We start from the raw sequence: 20,297 nt of genomic DNA, 5'->3' as shown, positions 1-20,297 counted from the left end.
CACTAATTCTCTCCCTGTTTATTAACCTGCTTTATACTCAGCACCATAGCTATTATCATTAGAATTGGTGCTAATAGAGCTAACCAGTTTTTCCAATCTGTAAAGTTGTCGTAGTCCATTATAATCAATTCAGTAATAAGCAGAACTGCAAATACACAAATTAATATATACCTAGACTTATTCGATATCATTTTCATTTTAGATATCCTTTATCTTTTAACCGTTCACGAGCACTTTTTCCTTTAACTTTTGGTGATTCTTTAATTTCTTCAACAATTTCTTCTGAATCTTTAGTCTTCAAATCTTCAATAAAGTCCTTACCTTTCTCAATAGTATCATGTACCATATCTTCTATGGAATCACTTTTTTCATCAATAACTTCACTTGATTTGAAAATAAAATTTGCCAAATAAGTTCCTACTAATGTGCCAACTATCATTGAAGCAAATATGGAAATGGTTGCAATATCTATAGGAATTAAAAAACGCGTAACTATAATTCCTATTATAAATAAGAAACCAATAAATACTAGACGTATTATAAACTTCTGTTGGTATAAAAACCCTGTTTTATCGGTAGATTTCATTTGAAGTTCTTTGGAATACATAAGTTTATTAAAGAACCTATATAACCCATTACCATGAGACTCTCTCCAATATATAAGGGCTCCAAATAGTATAGAAGCGATAAAAATGATTAATTCTAGTGTCATAATCTTTAGTTTTATTCCTTAAATTTTCCTTGAGCCCACAATTTATGAAGCTTTAAATATTCTTCTGTTGGCTCACAATTTATCCAATTAATTCTGTTTTGTTTACAAACCTTTATATGGAATAATAAACCCAATAGCTGATGTCCAATTATAAAAATTAGACTGTAATGCTTAACCCAAAAAATGAAAATTATAGAAACCGTGATGTAAAATATAAATTTACCAAATTGTTTCCATTTAGGTTTAACATATTTACCTGTATGCAGATAGCTTATATTCCATATAATAAGAGTTAAAATGATATAAACAAAATGATAAAGCTCCATAAACTATGAGTCTATTTTTTTCATATATTGTTACTAATGGTTTCAATAGCCCATTCTTTAAGAGAATCATCCCATGTTTTAAAACTTTTATAAAAATCTTCTTTATCATACCAATACCAAAACAGAATATCTTTTGGTGCTATATTGATTAATAGTTTCCAAATTAAATCTTTATGTTTTTCATCTAATGATGAATGCGGTTCATGCAGAGCTTCAAAGAGTTTTAAATCAACAATATCTGCTATTTTATATTGGTTACTAACTTCTAATTTTTCTAAGTAGCGCTCAACACTCATTACTTTTTTACGAGAATTTATATCTAATTTATTTAAATAGCTTTTAAATAAAATAGGATTATTTAGAATCTCTTTAATGTTATGTTCTGGCTTTTCTAAGTATTTAGTTAATTCAAACTTCTTAATACGTTCATAACGTTTAGTATTAATAGCTTTTTCCAAATCGTATTCTATAATAACGTGGTCACGTAATTTATCCATCAATTCGGGTTGCTCAATATGATAAATTAACACATCATAATTCGTGTCTTTTATAGCTTCTTTATGCCACTTTGTATCCTCAAATATTATAATTGGTGAAATAAAATCTCTTAGCAAATAAATACCTCCAAATGCTTTGGTATAAAATGAACTTACTGAAAAGCTTAAGGCTGGCATTTTTAAATCTCTATGTCTTAAATCGCCATAAGTTTTCGCAGAATTCAACAGCTCTTGATGTATATTTTCATCTATAAAGTTATTCCCCTGATTAAACTTTTCGATAAGCTCTAATTGATCATTTTGAAGATGATAGAGATTATCCATTAAATGAAAATTAATATGAACCGTATTATATTTAAGAACATCTAAAGGCTCATAAAAAGCATCTATTTTTTGGTCAAAATCAATGCAAATAGCGGAATCTCGGGTAATATCGTTTATTTTATCGCCGTATGCTCTGAAAATAAAACGCATCATATCCCTATCAAAACTATGAAATGGATAATATATCGGTTTCCCTTTCTGTAAAGGCGATATTAAAATACCATGCGGATTTGCTTCTCCATTGCTTAAATAATGGCTCACTCTTTTTTCTTTAGCAATTTCTGGACTCCAACCAATGCCGTCAATGTGAAAGGTTTTAAGTTTGGTTTTTGTAAAACCAAGTTTTACCAAACATTTATTGTAACGCTCAACCAACTTCCCGCTAACAGGGATTAATTCGCTTCTGTATAGGTTTGCTTGTTTTAATTTGTCCATTTATTCTATTAGCTTATGAATTATAGCATACTGAATCAAGACAATAGTGCGAGTGTCAACTATTTCTCCATTGTGCAACATACTTAAAGCTTTTTTAAAAGGGATCTCTAAGACCTTAATATCTTCATGCTCACTATCTAATCCACCACCATCACTTACTTTCATTGCAGCGGTATATTCGCCAACAAAAAAATGCATTTTTTCCGTCATAACGCCAGGGGAAGAATATGCTTCATATACTTTTTTCACTGACTTTAAACGATATCCTACTTCTTCTTCAGTTTCACGAATAATACAAGCTTCAGGGTTGTCTTTATCCAAAAGTCCTGCACAAATTTCTAACAAAAACCCGTCTTCATTGCCATTTAAATATGTCGGCATTCTAAACTGCCTTATTAAGATGACTGTTTTCTTTGTTTTATTATATAGTAGAATTCCAGCACCATCACCCCTGTCGTAAACCTCTCTCATTTGATTAACCCATTTACCATTGGGCATCAGATAATCGAAATTATACTTTTTAAGAAAAAAATAATTATCTGAAAGTAAAGTGCTTTCGATATTGTTGATTTGGTTATTGTCCATTCTCAAACGTTTGTCTCGCCTCCATTTCAATATTTAGTTGATTCACTCTAGCATCTACTTTTCGTTTAAAATCGGTATCTGCAATGGTTGCAACATTATCAAGATAACGCACTACCTCTTGACGACGAATTTCAGAGAAATCAAGTCCTTTCATATTGCTCCGCATGAGTTCTTGAAGCATATTATATTTGGTTTCATAATCCTGCTTAAAATATATTTCTGGGTTTTCAAACCAATCTTCTTCTAAATCAAAATCAGTTAATCTAAGAGATACGGCACTTTGAATGTTTCTAACGTCTCTTGAAGAAAAGAATGAAAATGCCTTTTGCATATCTTTATAAAGATTGGCATAAAATAAATGTTGATTTGTTTTGAATTGTTTCTCTACCTTATCATAAATGGCATGAACGCGTTCTTCAGATGGTTTGTCTGTTAAATTCAATATTTCTCCCATGTTTTTAGCTAATCCTTGATTCTGTAAATAGCTGTAATTCTCAGGACCTTGCATGTTTACAAAATCTGGCATGGTATCATCCAATTTACGCCACCATAGATGATCTTGGTCTAAAAAATCATGCTCAGTTCTGGCTCCATCGATTTTAAATCTGCCTTGCACACGTGAAATAACCGCTTTGTCTAGCATTTCTGGAAGATTAGTAAATAAGCCAATGGAACTATTACCATAATTTACCGCATACGCACCTTCTGTATATCTTAAAAATACACCTATCACCTCTTTAACTCCTGCCGAAACACCTTGTAATGTCCTTTCTTGTAAGTTGTTCTCTGCATCATCTATAGGCGCAAAAATAAGTTTCGAAGGATCTTGCATCGGTTTCATCCATTCTACCATTTTTTCTGCAGAACCACCCTGAAAAGTCGAAATCAAAGTATCTGGCATAGGATGAAATAAAAATGGAATTTCTAAAGTATCACAATGTTCTTTAAGCCGTGTTGCTATAGCAGCAATCAACATACTCTTGCCTGTTCCTGGTATCCCATAGCCCATAAAAACAGGCATAAAACCTCCTAACTCCTGAAACGGATTTTTCTTTTCGGTAAAATCGTAGCTTAATAAACGTTCGGTTAGTCGTCGTGCAAAATGTTTTGCATCTCTATTACCAACTATTTGCTCAAACTGTATTTTATTAAACTCTACACTTTTGGCAGCACCTTGAAATACATTATTCCAGCCTGAAACGGCAAACTCCGAGTTTTCTAACTTATAAGTTCTATCTTCGATAGTCTCAGTATATTCCAAAGAGCTTTTACGAACTTGAATTTCATCAATTAAAGCTTCAAAATAAACAACAGTAAAATCAATAACATCTCTATCAGATTTTATAATATCTGGATGCCCTAAATACTTGTCAAAATAGAACAAACTGCAGGAAACACCTTTTAAAGGCGACATTAATGACACCTCCGGAATCCCAGCAAATTTCTGCTTCATTACACTTAAATCGTCCGATGCATGTGGTTTTAAATCGTGTAATATTTTATAAGCTATTGAAAATAGCATAAAAGCAGTGGCTGTATGCATTTTACTTTCAAACTCACGCTTTCCAATATTATCTAATGCCGCTTTATTTTCATTCAAACTGGATAATCCAGACGCATCATAGTAACTATCCTTAATCCAAATGCCCAAGGTAATTCCCTCTTGAACAGCAAATAAAGTTTGGTTCAAAAAAATAGGAATCGCAACAGAATCTGGAAGCAACCGTTTTTTTAAGGCTAAAATAGTTTTAGATACAGATGTGATTTCTGCACTACTAGAACCATTGTTGGCTCGTGATAAATACAATAATATAGAGTCGTCTTTAGCTTCTTTATCCTTGCTCTTTGCACGAGAACCTTGCTCCCATTGTATATTTTTTAAAAATGAAGACGCTTCGTCACGAAGCATGTTCAATTCTGTTAATTTTATTGGAAATGTTGAGTTGTGTTCCATATTTTTATTCTTTACGTCATTGAGAGAGTGCAACTTGGCAATCTGATATATTTAATTAGATAACATGTCGCTTAGCCCGTCGTTATGACGTCTTTTTTAAATCTATTTCTAAACCTGCCATTTCAATGGGTGCTTTAACAAGCTTATCTATAATTTCAGGTGTCTTGTTATATATTAACTGAATTACTCTATGTGGTGCTAAAACATATTTTTGTTTAAAGACATCATCCCATTTTTGTAAAACTTGTTTACTAAAAAAACCACCTTCTTTAAATTCACTTTTAGAGCTTACATCATCAACTTGCATTGAAAACGCATAAGATTCCAAAGGGATTTCCTTTTTTCCTATACTTTCTAGAATATTATGAGTTATTATATTTTCATCTTTTGCAAATACATTATGTAAAGGCCCTAAATCGATACGCTTAATGAGTTTTGGAGATATTTTTGGCAATTTTCTATCTATTGTATATGCCATGGTATCCAGCGACATATATCTATCTGCAACTGTTTTTAACACATTATATATCTCATCCCGATAATCAAGGATTTTATTTCCATCATAATTAAAATACATAAAACAGATAAAAGGGCGGTTGTGGGACACATCATAAAAACTCCAGCTTGTCAATAAATCTGCCTTAGAATTTTCTGGAGCTTCAACAATTTTCCCCTGAACAAACCTATTGAAAATGTATTGTTTATTCACCGAAGTGTAATACACAATTGAGGATGCTTGAAACAGCTTGCTCTTTTTAATAGGTTCTTTTTTTCGTAATAAGGCATCTAAAAACTCATCTTTCAAGGTTTCTATTGGCGTTAGCTTACCTAAGTAATCATCGCGCAATTCCAAATCGTTAAATAAATATCGAAACTCTAAATAATTTGGAAACCCAGAATCTGTCAAGTCCACTTTCATATTATCTTCCTCATCATACATGTACTTGACACGCATAGCCTCAATAGAATACAATAGTAAATCGCAATATTGCTTAAACAATTTCACCTCAATATCATTACAGATGTTTTCTAGCTGCACGGCTACAATTAATTCTTTAAAAGCAAAGTCTACCATTTTATAATAAAAAACGTATTGCTCTTTGGAGTCAAGTATCGCCGAATCTAAAGGGGTTACAATGTGGTTTATTGACATTTTAAAAATTAAAAGTTCTTAGTAAAGCCTGAATATTTATAGATTTGCCAGCTTTAAGGATTGAAGCGGCATTTTTTTTCTTCTTTTGAAAAAAGTTATAACAAAAAGACCGACCCCGAATTTTCATCAGGGTAACGCCCTTAGTATTTTAAGACAATAAATCGTCGTCGTTAACTTCTGGTTTTGTTTGTCCTGCTGGTTCACTATCATCTGCAGAAGGTATATTTTTATCAGCATTGTAATAATCTTCAAAAATCTCTTTCATATCAATGCCGTAACGTTCTGCAAAATTCTTTTGGATTTCACCATCTTTAGCTCTAATTTCTTGTAAGGCCTCGGCATAACTACTGTAAACACCTTGCATTACTTTTTCGTGAACTGGGATGTTGTCCATCATATCTTGACGTGCCTTAGCACTCGCAGTATGCATAGATGCCAACGTTTCTCCAATATGCTCATCGGTTTTAACACCTAAATGCTCTAAAATAGCTGCGAATTCTTGATCTGTCCTAGCTTTTAAAGCCACCACATAACCATCATAATATTTAAGACGTTCTTCGGTATCACTCTTTAATTTTGCTCGATGTGTTTGTAAATTGCTTCTGAGAGATGTTAGCACTTTAATAGTCAAATTATGTTTATGCACGAAGCTATCTTTACTTGCAGCAAGTGTTGTATAAGCATTTTTAAGGCCTTCTAGCTCTTCTACCTTTTGCTCAAGTTCTGTAACTTTACCAATAGCTTGCGCGTATTCAGCTGACTGCTTGTCAACAATATCCTCTAATTCTTGACGTGCTTGCCTTAACAAAGCATATCGTTCTTCAAGTTTTGCTTCAACTTCTTTCTTTTTCTCTAAAGCTTTTGTATGGTTTTTAGTGGCTTCAACAATGGCATCTTGAAGTTTATCCTCGACCTCTTTGATTTCAACTTCACGATTTTTTAAACGGGTAACCGCTGCTTGCGATTTATAGGATAATTCACTTAAGAGTGTTTGCACATCCGCACTTTCTATACGCTTTTGGAACATGGCTTTTGCCTTATTATCCGCTCCTGCCCTAACTTTTTCAGCAGCTTTTAGCACATCTTCCGCGTTCTTAATTTTGCTTTTACGTCCCCATAGGTTGTTCCACCAAGTATCAGGTTTTGCTTGAAAATCTTCTAATTCTATTTTCGCACGCTCTAAGGCTTTTTGAGCATCATCAATAACTTTTTGCTCGGTAGCATTTAACTCAGAAAACTTTTCAAATATAATACCAACCTCATCTTGATAATCTGTTAAGTCTTTAATGGCATCTAAAAGTGTAGTTCTGTCTTTTTCAGCCATATGAACTACATCATCCAAAGTAGCATTCAATATTTTTTGACGCACCTCTGGATCATCCTCTTGTGAAAGTTTAGATTTCATGGTGTCAATGGCTTTTCCCCAATTGACATCTACTTTCTCTGTTTTTTCGTTGGAATTAGTTTCTAATAAATCGAAGTCGTCAGACATGTTATTTATATTAAAGGTTGAACAATTATACGGACAAGCAATTTCGTTAAAAAATCTCAAATTAGAAATTTTAGGTGCTCAAATAATTAGTATAATAAATTATATAATTGTTACACTTGTTAAAATTTTCGGACAAAATGAAAGAATGTACTATATTTGTTATCATCAATTTAAAAAAGTAACCCAAATCGAATGACTCACAATTTTTTTGCAATATTATTGGTTAATGAAAGTACTATTGTGAATCTTCTTATTGTTGTAGTGGTATTCTTTGGGATTTTGTTGCTACTTGGAATTCGTAAATCTTATAAGTTAAAAAAGGAAAATGAACGTTTGGATGCTATAAATAAAAAAATAGCAGAAGATGAAGAAAAGCCTTATCAAGATTTTACAGAAGGACATATGTATGGCCAGGATAATTAAAAAACGTCCACTTTAATAGTGAACGTTTCTAGTCTTTATCTTACTAATTTCTTATACTTTATTCGCTTTGGCATCAAATCTCCTCCTAGTCGTTTCTTTTTGTTTTCTTCATAATCTGAAAAACTTCCTTCAAAGAAATATACTTGAGAATCGCCTTCAAAAGCTAGAATATGTGTGCAGATTCTATCCAAGAACCAACGATCGTGACTAATTACTACGGCGCACCCTGCAAAATTTTCAAGTCCTTCTTCTAAAGCACGTAATGTATTAACATCAAGGTCGTTAGTGGGCTCATCCAAAAGCAACACATTACCTTCTTCTTTAAGAGTCATAGCCAAATGTAAACGGTTGCGTTCTCCTCCAGAAAGTAATTTAACCTTCTTGTTTTGTTCGCTTCCTGAGAAATTGAATCTACTTAAATATGCTCTGGAATTGACTTGTTTTCCACCCATCATCACCAGTTCCTGCTCATCACTAAAGTTTTGCCAAATAGTTTTCTCTTGGTCAATGTTAGAATGCTTTTGATCTACATAGGCCAATTTAGCCGTATCCCCAACTATAAATTCCCCTTTATCAGGAGTTTCTTCGCCCATTATCATTCTAAAAATAGTGGTCTTACCTGCCCCATTTGGTCCGATAATCCCAACAATTCCAGCCTGCGGAAGATTAAAGTTTAAATCGTCATATAATAATTTATCGTCATAACCTTTGGCCACACCTTTGGCTTCGATCACGTTTGTTCCTAAACGAGGTCCGTTAGGGATATATATTTCTAGTTTTTCATCAAGTTGTTTTTGGTCTTGACTCATTAACTTATCGTAATTTTTTAAACGCGCCTTTTGTTTGGTTTGACGTCCTTTTGCACCTTGTCTCACCCATTCCAGCTCACGTTCTAACGTTTTTTGACGCTTTGAGGCCGCTTTACCTTCCTGGGCCATACGTTTTGATTTTTGATCCAACCAAGATGAATAATTCCCTTTCCAAGGAATACCTTCACCTCTATCCAGCTCTAAAATCCAACCCGCTACGTTATCTAAAAAGTATCGATCGTGAGTTACGGCGATTACTGTGCCTTTATATTTTGCCAAATGATGTTCTAACCAATGCACAGATTCGGCATCTAAGTGGTTAGTTGGCTCATCTAGAAGTAATACATCGGGCTCTTTTAAAAGCAACCTGCATAAGGCAACTCGACGTCGTTCACCACCAGACAATACACCAATCTTCTTATCACCATCAGGAGTGCGAAGCGCATCCATAGCAATTTCAAGCTTTGTATCTAATTCCCAGGCATTTGAGGCATCAATTTGATCTTGCAATTCAGCTTGTCGGTTCATGAGCTTTTCCATTTTGTCTGGATCGCTATAGACTTCTTCTAAACCAAATTGATCGTTAATTTTATTGTATTCATCAAGAATAGCAACGGTTTCTGCAGCACCTTCACGGACCACTTCCATTACTGTTTTATCTTCATCAAGCTGAGGCTCCTGTTCTAGATATCCAACAGAATAATCTTGAGAAAACACCACATCCCCTTGATAATTTTTATCAACGCCAGCAATAATTTTTAATAATGTGGACTTACCTGAACCGTTAAGTCCTAGTATCCCAATTTTAGCTCCATAAAAGAAACTTAAATAAATATTCTTTAAAACTGGTGTATTTGCACTTTGAAATGTCTTGGTAACACCAGACATTGAAAAAATTATCTTTTTATCATCACTCATTACACTCTTCCTTTTAAAGCATTAAACACCCATGCTATTGCAAAAAAACCAATACCAACAGTTGCAAAACCCCAACCGGCTACATCATCGTATCTGTAAGCTCCCATTAAAATTAACACAACACCCATAACTATCATTAAAACTGTTGCCCATGCTAAAACCGTATTTTTATTCATCGCCATAATCTTTCTTTTATTAGTTAGTTGAAAGCAAATATCGTAAAATATTAATCTCTTTTCACCTATTTTACATTTTACCAGAATACTTTTTTAATTGGGTAATTTACTTTTCTATATTTTAAAATGAAACTAAAACAATTTTAACAGTTTGATCTTTTAAAAGCTTACGAATTAAAAAAATATCTTTATAAATATTATTTCCACCCAAAGCCCATAGATACTTACTTGATTCCGGAAATTCGTTTTCAAGAATAGGATAACCCATGTAATGGGTAGAAATTCCTAGCTCCGGATAAGTTTTTAATGTATTCTTGATATATGATAAGGTGTCTTTTTGGTCAGACTTACTTAATAAGTGTAAGTATGGTAAATAATAACTTGTGGTATATCCTGCTTTTTGAAACATACTTAAAGCATCAGGAAATACTGTTTCAATCAAAATACTTTCTCTTAACCGATTATGTGTCTTTAAAAGATAATCCATTCTTGCTAAGATATTTTCGGCATTGTCCGAATTAAGATTTTTGATATCTAACCATAATTTTAAATCATTTTCCTCACCTATTTCATTTAAATAATCTTCAAAATAAAAATTTGTAGATGCTTCAGGAGGGTGTCTCACATCAAAAAGATTTAAATCCTCTAAATAGACAAGATCTAATTCTACCCCTATAAAACTTGATTTAGCTTGTTGCAACTTATTTAAATAATTTACCCTGTGCCCATAAATTTTAGAGGTATAAAAACCCATAAAAGGTGCTTTATAAACACTTATAGTAACATTAACAACAAGAAATCCAAGTAATATAAGTAGTAAAAAAAGTAATCCTAATTTACTTTTTCGCTTTATAAACATCATAATCCACACCATCCTTAATTAACCTGTTCTTTTCTTTAAATTTATCATTTACTATACTCTTACTGGGTTCAAAAAGGTTATGAGAAACACCTAGTAAATCAGAAAATGTATGTTCAAAATCTTCTAAATTATATTTTCTATTAGTATAACTTCTTAATATTGAATCTTTTGTTCTTTTTGGGTTTTGCTTAGAAAACCACAATAGGAAAGGGACTTCATACATAGGAGGTGTTGCATTATCTTCACTATGTCCGAATATATTTTGATTTACATCGTAAACATCATCACCATGATCTGAAAAATAAACAACCGTACTTTTTGTGGGTTGCTTGCTGATTTTTTTGATAACCTCACTCACTATATGATCATTGTACAGCACCGCATTGTCATAATGGTCAATTATACTTTCTTTTTCCATATCTACATCCTTATCTAACTCCTGTTCCTTTGATTTAAACACATTAAAACTTTTAGGATATCTATCAGAATAACGAATGTGAGTACCTATAAGATGAAGAAATATAAGCTTTTTTTTAGTTTTAGTATTTATAATGTTTTCAAATTTTTGTAACACTACCTCGTCATAACTGGTTGAAAAATGATAATGGTCCATCGCTAAAAAATAGCTATAATTACTAGCATAAGCAATTTCTGCTGCAAAGGACTGATTTAAACCGTGCACATGTTGGTTTGACACCCAATAAGTCTCAAAACCTGCCATGTTAGCCATTTGCACAAGCGAAGTGTTTCCACCCCTATTTGGGTTGTGAAAATCAGAAAATGTTAAAATTTTATCTAATGAAACTATCGTGTTTACGTTTGGTGAAATTACATTATTGAATATATAAAGCTTCTCCTTAAGCTTAGCGAGTTCTGGATTAGTGTTTCTATAATACCCATACAAACCCATATGCCATTTTGTTGTTGACTCCCCAATGATTACGACAAAAGTCTGTTCATCTCTGTTAATGTCAACAACCAAATTTTTACTTTTTGGTGTTGATAGCTCAGAATTGATTAATTTTTTCACTTCACTATATTCCTGATAAGAATTAGCACCAGTTATAATTAAATTATAATAATGAAATTTATTTAACAATAAGATGCCAGATAGCACAATTACACCTATTGACATCCACTTAAAATATTTATTATAGTTATAGTGAACATTTAAACTTCGAGCAAAAAAAACCACAACACAAAAACAACCCAATACCGTAGCTAAAAGTAAATTTGTTTGATTATTAAAATAAGATGATAAATATTCTAGGGACTCTCTTTCATTAGTTTCAAAAACTGCATAAAGTGTTGAGGCATTTAATCTAGCTCCATAATTTAAATAAAAACTTAATTTTATAAAAATTAAAGTATATAAGATAAACATGAAAAAAAATAGCATGCTTTTTTTTAGAATCTTAGGTAAAATAACTAAAGTTGAAGCACAAATTATTGAAGTACATGTAAAAGCTATTAGCTCTTTTACATAAACCCAAAAAGGAAGAATAACAAAAATCCCGATAAGCGCCAATACTATGAGAGGTGTGAAAATTAATAATAATGGTGCTTTCTTTATCAAGATTAGCCTTTAAAGTTTAGTTTTTCAAATTAACAAAATTCACCTTATTTGAAACTATACATTATCAATAATTTTATTGATATTAAACACTTTTTTTAATTTTACGAAAATCTATTTTTCGATGTTTTTTCGCTATTACCCCATAATAATAATTAGTCCATGGGAACTTCAATTATTATTACTTGTGCGCTTTTCTGGGTTGTAATTTCCAAACTATGTGCATCGCAAACACCAATAGCGTCTCGTTTATTTAAATTATTTCCTGAAACTTCAATACTACCATCAACAAGGAAAATATAAAAACCATTATCAGTGTTTTTAGGCGTTAATATAACAGCTTTTCCCGCATCTAAATCTGTTCTATAGATATATGCCTGCTGACTAATTGGTAACGCATCACCTTCTAATTTATCCATTGGTGCAACGACGGTTTGTAGCTTGTTTTTACGTTCAGATGAATCAAACTTACGCTGTTCATAATTTGGGGCTACACCCATGGTTTCTGGTATAATCCAAAGCTGTAAAAAATTAACTTCATCCGTTTGACTATCATTAAATTCCGAATGGGTCAGTCCCGTACCCGCACTCATCACTTGCACTTCGTCAACTTCAATAGCACGTTTATTACCCATACTATCTTTGTGGGACAAAGCGCCTTTTAACGGAATAGAAATGATTTCCATATTTTGATGCGGATGCGTTCCGAAACCCATTTTTGGCTGTACTACATCGTCATTCAAAACGCGCAACATTCCAAAATTCATACGCTCCGGATTTTGGTAGCTCGCAAAACTAAATGTGTGATGTGATTTTAGCCAACCATGATTGGCGTAACCTCTAGTATCTGCTTTGTGAATTACTGTTTTCATAATATTTACTTTTTAAAATTATTTTCGATATAGCCCGATTAAAAAATCGGGATACTCGAACTGACATTTATTAATTTGCGGGTAAAAAACCCATTTTTCCCATTTGGTAATCTCGCATCGCTTCCATAATTTCAGTTTGTGTATTCATCACATAAGGGCCATACGTCGTTACTGGTTCATTAAATGGTTCTCCTGAAAGAAATAATAGCATACTATTTTCATTTCCGGTAATAGAAAACCCTTCACCATCTTGATTAAATTGAATTAATTGATTTGCATCCAATTTCAAAGTTTCTGAATCATTAATTGTAACATCACCTTTCAACAAATACACTGTAGATTGATGTGAATTTGGAACTTTAATCTCATGACCCCCACCTGCTTCAACAGTAATCATAAAAGCATTTACTGGGGATTGTGTTTTAACACGTCCATAAACACCTTCCAACTCACCAGCTATTATTTGAATGTTCACTTTCTTATCATCAGAAGTAACGGTTTTAAAATCTTCATTAGCAACATGCTGATAATTAGCCTCGATCATTTTCTTTTCAGCGGGCAGATTCAACCACAACTGAATACCTTCAAGTGCACCTCCTTTTTGCACAAAGTCCTTTGTTGGTGCTTCGGCATGAATAATACCCCTACCTGCCGTTGTCCATTGTACATCGCCTGCTTTCACTACACTTTCATTTCCAAGTGAGTCTCTATGCAGTTGTTCCCCTTGAATTAAAAAGGTTATCGGTTCAAATCCGCGATGCGGATGTGGACCTAAATCAAACGGATTATTTCGTTCTGAAATATCATAAGGTCCGTAATGATGCAATAATATAAACGGATCTATATTATCAATCGTTCTTGTTGGGATGGGCTGCCGTAATTGTATTGGCCCCATGTTGACGAAATCGCTTCTCCCAACTGTTTTTATTGTATTTGCTTTCATAATAATTATTTTTAAAATAGTTTCCATGGAAACTATTTGGGTAAAAAAACGCGACTATCGCATTTTATCAAGCAGATTACTTAATTGTTCCGCTTCTTCTTCACTCAAATTCCTTAATAAATCTCTATTGAAATCATTTGGTATAGATTCTAAAAACGCCTTACCTTCTTCTGTTATCGCAATTTTAACAACACGTCTATCATGTTCTGAAGGGCAACGCTCTATATATTGTTTGGCGCATAATTTATCCATTAAACGCGTTGCGTTAGGTGAACGCTCTATCATTCTATCTTTAATCGTTTGAACGTTTAATGGTTCATCTGCACCTCTTAAAATTCTTAAAACATTGTACTGTTGGGGCGAAATTCCATAGGTTTTAAAAAACTCATTCTGGTGACTCATTATCCAATTGGACGTATAAATAATGTTCAATAAAGCCTTCACTCTATTATTCGCAAATGTTGAATTTATATCTTTTGATAAATCGCCCATATTCTTAGTTTTTAGTTATAAAGATGCTCTAAATACACTCACTTTTTCTTTCAAATCAGCATGCAATGCTTCATTAATAATCTTTTCTTCAGAAAAATTATTTCCAAATGAAGGGAAACTAAAATCTGCAACTATATTGCCGCCCATGTATTGAAAACGTCCTTTAGCAATTTCTAAAACAGTAGCTCCACCTCTAGCTCCAGGAGAAGTTGCCATTAAAAGCATTGGCTTTTCACTCCAAAGTTTTCCGTCTATTCTTGACATCCAATCAAACAAATTTTTAAACGCAGTTGAATATGCCCCGTTGTGTTCTGCTAAGGATAAAACAATTCCATCAGATGATTTTATCAAGTTTAAAAATCGATGTGCATCATCTGGAATACCTTTTTCATTTTCTAAATCAATACCGTATAGTGGTAAATCAAAATCATTTAAATCAAGAACTTCTACTTCTACATCATCAACTAAACTTGAAGTATAAACGACTAATTGTTTATTGATTGATGTTTTACTGTTACTCCCTGCAAAGGCTATTATCTTTTTCATTGAATTGATTTTTATTTATTTCCTCAAAAGAAGAAATTTGTGACTATTATTCTATTTATTTTGTTTTTTTAAAAAATATATATGATATAATTAAAGCTATTAAAGCAACAATAGCTGTCCCTTGTTGTCCATCACCAATCATATAATGTGCAAAAAACGCTAGTATAAATGCATAAAAGAACCCAGCATAAGCCCATTCTTTTAATATTTTATATCCAGGTAACCACAGTGCTACTAGTCCCAATAATTTTACCATAGCGTAAGGATATATGATATATGTGGGGTAACCGAAACTTTCAAAAGCATCTTTTATCATCTCGTGCTTTAAAAAGTACATACTTACTGAAAATAACATGACAGCAGTTAATATTATTGTTGCTATATAATAAATTATTTTATTTATTTTCATTTCTTTAATTATAAATTACATTACAAAATTACAATAAATAATTTTATATTCCAAGGAATATATTTCCATGTTATATATTTTAACAAATTATTCACTTTTCAGACAGGAATTGGTTTCGTAAATTCGTCTACAAATAAATACATCTATGGATATCAACTTCAATAAAAATGAAGATCACAATAAACTATTAGTTTCTGAACTCAACAAACGTTTATCTAAAGTTAGTTTAGGTGGTGGAAAATCACGTATTGAAAAGCTACATAGCAAAGGCAAATTAACGGCTAGAGAACGTATCACTTATTTGTTGGACGACAAAGCCAAATCCATTGAAATTGGTGCGTTTGCTGGTGAAGATATGTATACCGAACATGGTGGTTGTCCATCAGGAGGTGTTGTAGTAAAGATAGGATACATTCAAGGTAAGCAATGTATTGTTGTTGCCAATGATGCTACGGTTAAAGCAGGAGCTTGGTTTCCGATTACTGGTAAAAAGAATCTTCGAGCACAAGAAATAGCTATTGAAAATCGATTACCAATTATTTATTTAGTGGATTCTGCGGGTGTTTATTTACCCATGCAGGATGAGATTTTTCCTGATAAAGAACATTTTGGACGTATCTTTAGAAACAACGCCATAATGAGCAGTATGGGTATTACTCAAATTGCGGCAGTTATGGGCAGTTGTGTTGCTGGTGGTGCCTACCTTCCTATTATGAGCGATGAAGCTTTAATTGTTGACAAAACAGGAAGTATCTTTTTGGCTGGAAGTTATTTAGTAAAAGCCGCTATTGGTGAAAGTATAGACAATGAAACTTTAGGAGGGGCAACAACACATTGTGAAATTTCTGGAGTTACCGATTATAAAGCAAAAGATGATAAAGATGCCTTGGATAAAATCAAAAGCATAGTAGATAAAATTGGCGATTACAATAAAGCTGGTTTTAATAGAATTGAAGTAAAAAAGCCTACTGAAAACCCTGAAGATATCTTTGGAATAATTCCAAAAAGTCGTGCAGATCAGTATGATATGTTCGAAATTATAAAACGATTGGTTGATAATTCAGAATATGAAGAATATAAAGCCGGCTATGGGCAAACTATTATAACATGTTACGCTCGCATTGATGGTTGGGCGGTTGGTATTGTGGCAAATCAGCGACAGATTGTAAAAACCACAGGCTCTAAAACCAAACCAACTGAAATGCAGTTTGGTGGTGTGATTTATAATGACTCTGCGGACAAAGCCACTAGGTTTATTGCCAATTGTAACCAAAAGAAAATTCCATTAGTATTTCTGCAAGATGTTACTGGGTTTATGGTTGGGAGTAAAAGCGAACACTCTGGGATTATTAAAGATGGAGCTAAAATGGTAAATGCCGTTAGCAATTCTGTAGTTCCTAAGTTTACCGTTATTATCGGTAATAGTTATGGCGCTGGAAATTACGCCATGTGTGGCAAAGCTTATGACCCCAGATTAATTGTTTCATGGCCAAGTGCAGAATTGGCGGTTATGAGCGGAAACTCAGCTGCTAAGGTTTTACTTCAAATAGAAAAAGCTTCACTAGAAAAACAAGGCGAAAAAATTACTCCTAAAAAAGAAGAAGAACTATTCAATAAAATAAAAGACCGTTACGATAATCAAGTCTCACCATATTATGCTGCTGCCAGAATTTGGACAGACGCTGTAATCAATCCTTTAGATACTCGTAAATGGATTTCTTTGGGTATTGAAGCTGCTAACCATGCTCCTATTGAAAAACAGTTTAATTTGGGTGTGCTTCAAGTTTAATTTTAAAAACTTCTTATTTTTTCGTATCTTATTGATTGAAAATCAACAACTTCAATCATGGGAACAATTAAATCATTAAACAAATGGGCTAATGCACATACGTATTTGCCTATTGACTTACTACGAATTGCTCTTGGTGTTTTCCTATTTATAAAAGGAATAAATTTTATGGGAGACAGCCAGATGCTAATGAATCTTTTTAAGCCTATGGAAAATATGGCTGGTGGTATGATTATTATTCATTATGTAGCTCCTGCCCACTTTATTGGTGGTATTCTTATAGCCTTTGGATTATTAACAAGATGGGCTATTTTAGCTCAGGTTCCAATTTTAATAGGAGCTATAGCTATAAACTTTGTGGGAGATATGAATTCTAACAATCTTATTTTAGCAATAGTAACCTTGTTCGTTTGCGCATTCTTTCTAATATATGGATCAGGTAAACATTCGGCCGATTATTATCTAAAAATGCAGCAGTAATAAGTCTTTTTTTTAGAATTATTTGGTAAAGTCAATTAAGGTCTCTTTTTCTGGCTTGCAAAATATTAATGCGAAAACAAACATTGAATACATAAATAAATTACCAAATAAATAGATTCTTGTCCTTAAAAAAATAAAGCTATTATCAAGATTAGACATGTAAATATCATAAAAAACCAATGGTGTAACCATTAACCACCAAATAAAAATTGTGAAAGTGATATAAAAATTTAAGGATTTATAAAAAGTTAAAATTCTTTCACTTTGAAGAAGCTCAATAAAGTAGAGTACTGTTACTATAAATATAACAATAGCGCCAAAAATACTTATAGCCGGCAAAAATGTTTTAAAATAATCTTCTAAATTCATTATAACATGGAAGATTGAAAAAATAAAAAACACCGAACCACTTATTTTGGCAATACGTCTAAAATAATATTTTTGCAAAATTTTATTATAATAAAATGCGAAAAAGAGGATTGCTCCTATTTTCCAAAAAATAGTAAACCACCAATAGTTTTTTACAAAAACTGTACCTTCTAAAAAACTTAAAACACCATCATTTCTAATAAGATTTTTATAATAACCTCCTAGAGAATCACAGATAAAAAGGTAAACTATGAACCATATAAAATACTTTGCATAATGGTATTTATATTTTCCATAAAGTACCAAGCCCGTAACAGCAGCAAGCATTTCTAATATGAAAGTTAGCGGACTTTTGTATTCAAGTAAAAAGTCTATCATTAAAGTAAGCAAGAATTAAATAATCCATCATGGGTAAGAACTATCACCTCCTTGACCTTCGTTAAGGGGATCAATCGGTATGTTATCGCGTCTAGATTGGAAGATTAAAGAACTTGCCTGAGATACAGATTTTTTACCCGTTGGAACCATAAACATGGTCGTTAAATTCTTTTTTGTTTGCCCTGCATTTTTTCCATAAACACCAAGATAAATGCGAATTCCAGTCATATCATAACCTAAACTATCCGATTGATTCTTAGCGTAAGAAATATAATTTTCAATATCATCCAGAGACCAGGCAGCCCAACGATTATCTTTGTTTCGTCCTTGCTTTTTAGCAGCTGAATCGACTGCTACCTTTCTAAATTTAGTCCAATTATTATTTAACGAATCTGCTTCAGCAATGGAAATTACTCCGGATGGTTTTATAATTTTGGCTTCTTTAACTTCACTAACTGTCCGAGGACAAAAATAATATGTTACAAATGCGCCAATGATAAACCCTAAAATAATCGAGCCAATTTTTTTCATACTTTATTCTGGTTTAGTTAATAGTTTTTTAAAAATAGAAAAAAGAAGTAATAAACCTATTTATTATGTAAATATTATTTTACAATTAAGCGGGAAACCCTAACATTTCACCCATACCAACCGTAAAAAGCCAACAACCATAAATGGCATGCTCAATTGAGACAAGAATTATGGATTTTGTTTTATTGAATGTTATAGCAAATAAAAGACCTCCAAGAAAAGTTAAAACTAAGACTAAAGTGTTTCTAAAAAAGATATGACCTAAAGAAAATAAAATGGCGTTTAGAAAAATAAATAATCTTTCATTTGTGAATAGTTTTGAATATCTCTTAAAAAAAAATTTTCGGTAGATTAACTCCTGAGGATATACTGAAAACATGCTGTAAAAGAACAATATAAAAATCCATATTTTAGGTTTCTCTAGAACCACTTTAAATAAGGAACTTTTATCTGTTAAATAAACAAACGCTGTTGTTACTATTATAATAACTGTAAGCTTTAAAAAGATTTCTCTAATGAATAGGTTCCAGTTTATTTGTGGGCTTATTTTAAACTTTAATCTTTCAACTTTTAATATAATCAATAAGGTATAGATAAACCCAAAAAGGGCAATAAGCAGCTTAATCCAAATAGAATAATCGATGGTAAAGCTTATTGGTATAAGAATAAAACATATTAATAATTCTATGAATTTATATTGAGTTGATTTCATATTAATTCTTAAATACTTATCACTGTAGTATGCTTAACCTCATTAATCATAAAAGTGCTGTGTGTGCTTCCAATATGGCTAATTGTTGTTAGCTTTTTCACCATAAATTCTCGGTAAGCTTGCATATCTTCAACTAGAATTTTTAATAAATAATCATAATCTCCACTAATATGATAACATTCTAAGACTTCACTTAATTTTGCAACCTCTCTTTCAAATTGTATAACGTAGGCTTTAGAATGTTGTACCAATTTAATATTGCAATAGGCTATAAAGGATTTATTTATTTTTTCTTTATTTAAAAGTGCTACATACTTGCAAATAACTTCTTCTCGTTCCAGCTTTTTAATACGCTCGTAAACTGCGGTTACAGAAAGATTAAGTTTATTTGAAAGCTCCTTTGTTGTTTGTTTACTATCAGACTGTAAATATTCAAGTAATTTTCTATCAGTATTATCAAAACTCATATCAGAAAAAATTTAATTCAGAATCATTTAAAAGTTAATTTTACTTTTAATAAAACTATTTATTTAATTA

23 protein-coding genes are annotated in these 20,297 nt (G+C 32.2%); 3 read left to right on the top strand and 20 right to left on the bottom strand.

Annotated elements, in window-relative coordinates; all coding sequences use genetic code 11:
• Positions 1–2 precede the first annotated feature (2 nt).
• The 7 genes from FEF17_RS14315 to FEF17_RS11585 form a co-directional block, all read right to left on the bottom strand.
• Positions 3–197 carry a hypothetical protein gene (locus FEF17_RS14315; RefSeq protein WP_170181000.1) on the bottom strand — a complete coding sequence of 65 codons (195 nt, stop codon included), beginning with the start codon at positions 195–197 and terminating at the stop codon, positions 3–5.
• Positions 194–712 carry a hypothetical protein gene (locus tag FEF17_RS11615; protein ID WP_139002564.1) on the bottom strand — a complete coding sequence of 173 codons (519 nt, stop codon included), beginning with the start codon at positions 710–712 and terminating at the stop codon, positions 194–196. The genes FEF17_RS14315 and FEF17_RS11615 overlap by 4 nt, the downstream gene beginning before the upstream one ends.
• Before the next feature lie 346 nt (positions 713–1,058).
• Entirely contained in the window at positions 1,059–2,294 is a 1,236-nt protein-coding gene (locus FEF17_RS11605) for a DUF6638 family protein (RefSeq protein ID WP_139002562.1), read from the bottom strand.
• Positions 2,295–2,879, bottom strand: coding sequence for an NUDIX domain-containing protein (locus FEF17_RS11600; protein WP_139002561.1), 585 nt, complete (start codon positions 2,877–2,879; stop codon positions 2,295–2,297). It lies immediately after the preceding gene.
• Entirely contained in the window at positions 2,869–4,833 is a 1,965-nt protein-coding gene (locus FEF17_RS11595) for an AAA family ATPase (protein ID WP_139002560.1), read from the bottom strand. The genes FEF17_RS11600 and FEF17_RS11595 overlap by 11 nt, the downstream gene beginning before the upstream one ends.
• An 82-nt stretch (positions 4,834–4,915) precedes the next feature.
• Positions 4,916–5,986, bottom strand: a complete 1,071-nt coding sequence (locus FEF17_RS11590; RefSeq protein ID WP_139002559.1) for a hypothetical protein — start codon at positions 5,984–5,986, stop codon at positions 4,916–4,918.
• A gap of 148 nt (positions 5,987–6,134) precedes the next feature.
• Complete coding sequence (locus FEF17_RS11585; protein WP_139002558.1) at positions 6,135–7,478, bottom strand: coiled-coil domain-containing protein; 1,344 nt, start codon at positions 7,476–7,478, stop codon at positions 6,135–6,137.
• 192 nt (positions 7,479–7,670) lie between these two features.
• Here FEF17_RS11585 and FEF17_RS11580 point away from each other — a divergent pair, with 192 nt between their 5' ends.
• The gene (locus FEF17_RS11580) at positions 7,671–7,901 is read left to right on the top strand and encodes a hypothetical protein (protein ID WP_139002557.1); all 231 of its coding nucleotides are present in this window, start codon (positions 7,671–7,673) and stop codon (positions 7,899–7,901) included.
• Between the two features lie 35 nt (positions 7,902–7,936).
• On the opposite strand, the gene ettA is transcribed toward FEF17_RS11580, so the two are convergent.
• The 9 genes from ettA to FEF17_RS11535 all read right to left on the bottom strand — a co-directional run bounded on the left by ettA (position 7,937) and on the right by FEF17_RS11535 (position 15,501).
• The gene (ettA, locus tag FEF17_RS11575; protein ID WP_139002556.1) at positions 7,937–9,628 is read right to left on the bottom strand and encodes an energy-dependent translational throttle protein EttA; all 1,692 of its coding nucleotides are present in this window, start codon (positions 9,626–9,628) and stop codon (positions 7,937–7,939) included.
• Positions 9,628–9,810, bottom strand: coding sequence for a CAL67264 family membrane protein (locus FEF17_RS11570; protein WP_139002555.1), 183 nt, complete (start codon positions 9,808–9,810; stop codon positions 9,628–9,630). Before FEF17_RS11570 ends, ettA begins: the two co-directional genes overlap by 1 nt.
• Positions 9,811–9,925: 115 nt before the next feature.
• On the bottom strand, positions 9,926–10,558 hold the full coding sequence (locus FEF17_RS11565; RefSeq protein ID WP_139002554.1) for a hypothetical protein: 633 nt from the start codon (positions 10,556–10,558) through the stop codon (positions 9,926–9,928).
• Between the two features lie 82 nt (positions 10,559–10,640).
• Positions 10,641–12,242, bottom strand: coding sequence for a sulfatase-like hydrolase/transferase (locus FEF17_RS11560; protein WP_139002553.1), 1,602 nt, complete (start codon positions 12,240–12,242; stop codon positions 10,641–10,643).
• A gap of 152 nt (positions 12,243–12,394) precedes the next feature.
• On the bottom strand, positions 12,395–13,111 hold the full coding sequence (locus FEF17_RS11555; protein ID WP_139002552.1) for a pirin family protein: 717 nt from the start codon (positions 13,109–13,111) through the stop codon (positions 12,395–12,397).
• A gap of 70 nt (positions 13,112–13,181) precedes the next feature.
• Positions 13,182–14,054 carry a pirin family protein gene (locus FEF17_RS11550; RefSeq protein ID WP_246046844.1) on the bottom strand — a complete coding sequence of 291 codons (873 nt, stop codon included), beginning with the start codon at positions 14,052–14,054 and terminating at the stop codon, positions 13,182–13,184.
• Positions 14,055–14,108: 54 nt separating this feature from the next.
• A complete protein-coding gene (locus tag FEF17_RS11545; protein WP_139002550.1) occupies positions 14,109–14,546 on the bottom strand; it encodes a MarR family winged helix-turn-helix transcriptional regulator in 438 nt (145 codons plus the stop codon).
• A gap of 15 nt (positions 14,547–14,561) precedes the next feature.
• Positions 14,562–15,092 (bottom strand): NADPH-dependent FMN reductase, encoded by a 531-nt coding sequence (locus FEF17_RS11540; protein WP_139002549.1) that lies wholly within the window; start codon positions 15,090–15,092, stop codon positions 14,562–14,564.
• Between the two features lie 55 nt (positions 15,093–15,147).
• Positions 15,148–15,501, bottom strand: a complete 354-nt coding sequence (locus tag FEF17_RS11535; RefSeq protein ID WP_139002548.1) for a DoxX family protein — start codon at positions 15,499–15,501, stop codon at positions 15,148–15,150.
• 145 nt (positions 15,502–15,646) lie between these two features.
• Here FEF17_RS11535 and FEF17_RS11530 point away from each other — a divergent pair, with 145 nt between their 5' ends.
• Positions 15,647–17,290 carry an acyl-CoA carboxylase subunit beta gene (locus FEF17_RS11530; protein ID WP_139002547.1) on the top strand — a complete coding sequence of 548 codons (1,644 nt, stop codon included), beginning with the start codon at positions 15,647–15,649 and terminating at the stop codon, positions 17,288–17,290.
• A gap of 57 nt (positions 17,291–17,347) precedes the next feature.
• Positions 17,348–17,770, top strand: coding sequence for a DoxX family protein (locus FEF17_RS11525; protein ID WP_139002546.1), 423 nt, complete (start codon positions 17,348–17,350; stop codon positions 17,768–17,770).
• A gap of 18 nt (positions 17,771–17,788) precedes the next feature.
• On the opposite strand, the gene FEF17_RS11520 is transcribed toward FEF17_RS11525, so the two are convergent.
• The 4 genes from FEF17_RS11520 to FEF17_RS11505 form a co-directional block, all read right to left on the bottom strand.
• Positions 17,789–18,517 (bottom strand): hypothetical protein, encoded by a 729-nt coding sequence (locus FEF17_RS11520; RefSeq protein ID WP_139002545.1) that lies wholly within the window; start codon positions 18,515–18,517, stop codon positions 17,789–17,791.
• Positions 18,518–18,544: 27 nt separating this feature from the next.
• On the bottom strand, positions 18,545–19,048 hold the full coding sequence (locus FEF17_RS11515) for a hypothetical protein (RefSeq protein ID WP_139002544.1): 504 nt from the start codon (positions 19,046–19,048) through the stop codon (positions 18,545–18,547).
• 85 nt (positions 19,049–19,133) lie between these two features.
• Positions 19,134–19,760, bottom strand: a complete 627-nt coding sequence (locus tag FEF17_RS11510) for a CPBP family intramembrane glutamic endopeptidase (RefSeq protein ID WP_139002543.1) — start codon at positions 19,758–19,760, stop codon at positions 19,134–19,136.
• Positions 19,761–19,768: 8 nt separating this feature from the next.
• Positions 19,769–20,227, bottom strand: coding sequence for an Lrp/AsnC family transcriptional regulator (locus tag FEF17_RS11505; protein WP_139002542.1), 459 nt, complete (start codon positions 20,225–20,227; stop codon positions 19,769–19,771).
• Between the last annotated feature and the right edge of the window lie 70 nt (positions 20,228–20,297).

It is taken from the genome of Hyunsoonleella aestuarii (assembly GCF_006148925.1).
GTDB classification, from domain to species: domain Bacteria; phylum Bacteroidota; class Bacteroidia; order Flavobacteriales; family Flavobacteriaceae; genus Algibacter_D; species Algibacter_D aestuarii.
This window is presented reverse-complemented; position numbering and strand designations above follow the sequence as displayed.

What these genes read in the sequence shown, in the direction of transcription:
- FEF17_RS14315 (WP_170181000.1), bottom strand. Translation starts at nt 197, where the DNA reads ATGAAAATGATATCGAATAAGTCTAGGTATATATTAATTTGTGTATTT.
- FEF17_RS11615 (WP_139002564.1), bottom strand. Translation starts at nt 712, where the DNA reads ATGACACTAGAATTAATCATTTTTATCGCTTCTATACTATTTGGAGCC.
- FEF17_RS11605 (WP_139002562.1), bottom strand. Translation starts at nt 2,294, where the DNA reads ATGGACAAATTAAAACAAGCAAACCTATACAGAAGCGAATTAATCCCT.
- FEF17_RS11600 (WP_139002561.1), bottom strand. Translation starts at nt 2,879, where the DNA reads ATGGACAATAACCAAATCAACAATATCGAAAGCACTTTACTTTCAGAT.
- FEF17_RS11595 (WP_139002560.1), bottom strand. Translation starts at nt 4,833, where the DNA reads ATGGAACACAACTCAACATTTCCAATAAAATTAACAGAATTGAACATG.
- FEF17_RS11590 (WP_139002559.1), bottom strand. Translation starts at nt 5,986, where the DNA reads ATGTCAATAAACCACATTGTAACCCCTTTAGATTCGGCGATACTTGAC.
- FEF17_RS11585 (WP_139002558.1), bottom strand. Translation starts at nt 7,478, where the DNA reads ATGTCTGACGACTTCGATTTATTAGAAACTAATTCCAACGAAAAAACA.
- FEF17_RS11580 (WP_139002557.1), top strand. Translation starts at nt 7,671, where the DNA reads ATGACTCACAATTTTTTTGCAATATTATTGGTTAATGAAAGTACTATT.
- ettA (WP_139002556.1), bottom strand. Translation starts at nt 9,628, where the DNA reads ATGAGTGATGATAAAAAGATAATTTTTTCAATGTCTGGTGTTACCAAG.
- FEF17_RS11570 (WP_139002555.1), bottom strand. Translation starts at nt 9,810, where the DNA reads ATGGCGATGAATAAAAATACGGTTTTAGCATGGGCAACAGTTTTAATG.
- FEF17_RS11565 (WP_139002554.1), bottom strand. Translation starts at nt 10,558, where the DNA reads ATGGGTTTTTATACCTCTAAAATTTATGGGCACAGGGTAAATTATTTA.
- FEF17_RS11555 (WP_139002552.1), bottom strand. Translation starts at nt 13,111, where the DNA reads ATGAAAACAGTAATTCACAAAGCAGATACTAGAGGTTACGCCAATCAT.
- FEF17_RS11550 (WP_246046844.1), bottom strand. Translation starts at nt 14,054, where the DNA reads ATGAAAGCAAATACAATAAAAACAGTTGGGAGAAGCGATTTCGTCAAC.
- FEF17_RS11545 (WP_139002550.1), bottom strand. Translation starts at nt 14,546, where the DNA reads ATGGGCGATTTATCAAAAGATATAAATTCAACATTTGCGAATAATAGA.
- FEF17_RS11540 (WP_139002549.1), bottom strand. Translation starts at nt 15,092, where the DNA reads ATGAAAAAGATAATAGCCTTTGCAGGGAGTAACAGTAAAACATCAATC.
- FEF17_RS11535 (WP_139002548.1), bottom strand. Translation starts at nt 15,501, where the DNA reads ATGAAAATAAATAAAATAATTTATTATATAGCAACAATAATATTAACT.
- FEF17_RS11530 (WP_139002547.1), top strand. Translation starts at nt 15,647, where the DNA reads ATGGATATCAACTTCAATAAAAATGAAGATCACAATAAACTATTAGTT.
- FEF17_RS11525 (WP_139002546.1), top strand. Translation starts at nt 17,348, where the DNA reads ATGGGAACAATTAAATCATTAAACAAATGGGCTAATGCACATACGTAT.
- FEF17_RS11520 (WP_139002545.1), bottom strand. Translation starts at nt 18,517, where the DNA reads ATGATAGACTTTTTACTTGAATACAAAAGTCCGCTAACTTTCATATTA.
- FEF17_RS11515 (WP_139002544.1), bottom strand. Translation starts at nt 19,048, where the DNA reads ATGAAAAAAATTGGCTCGATTATTTTAGGGTTTATCATTGGCGCATTT.
- FEF17_RS11510 (WP_139002543.1), bottom strand. Translation starts at nt 19,760, where the DNA reads ATGAAATCAACTCAATATAAATTCATAGAATTATTAATATGTTTTATT.
- FEF17_RS11505 (WP_139002542.1), bottom strand. Translation starts at nt 20,227, where the DNA reads ATGAGTTTTGATAATACTGATAGAAAATTACTTGAATATTTACAGTCT.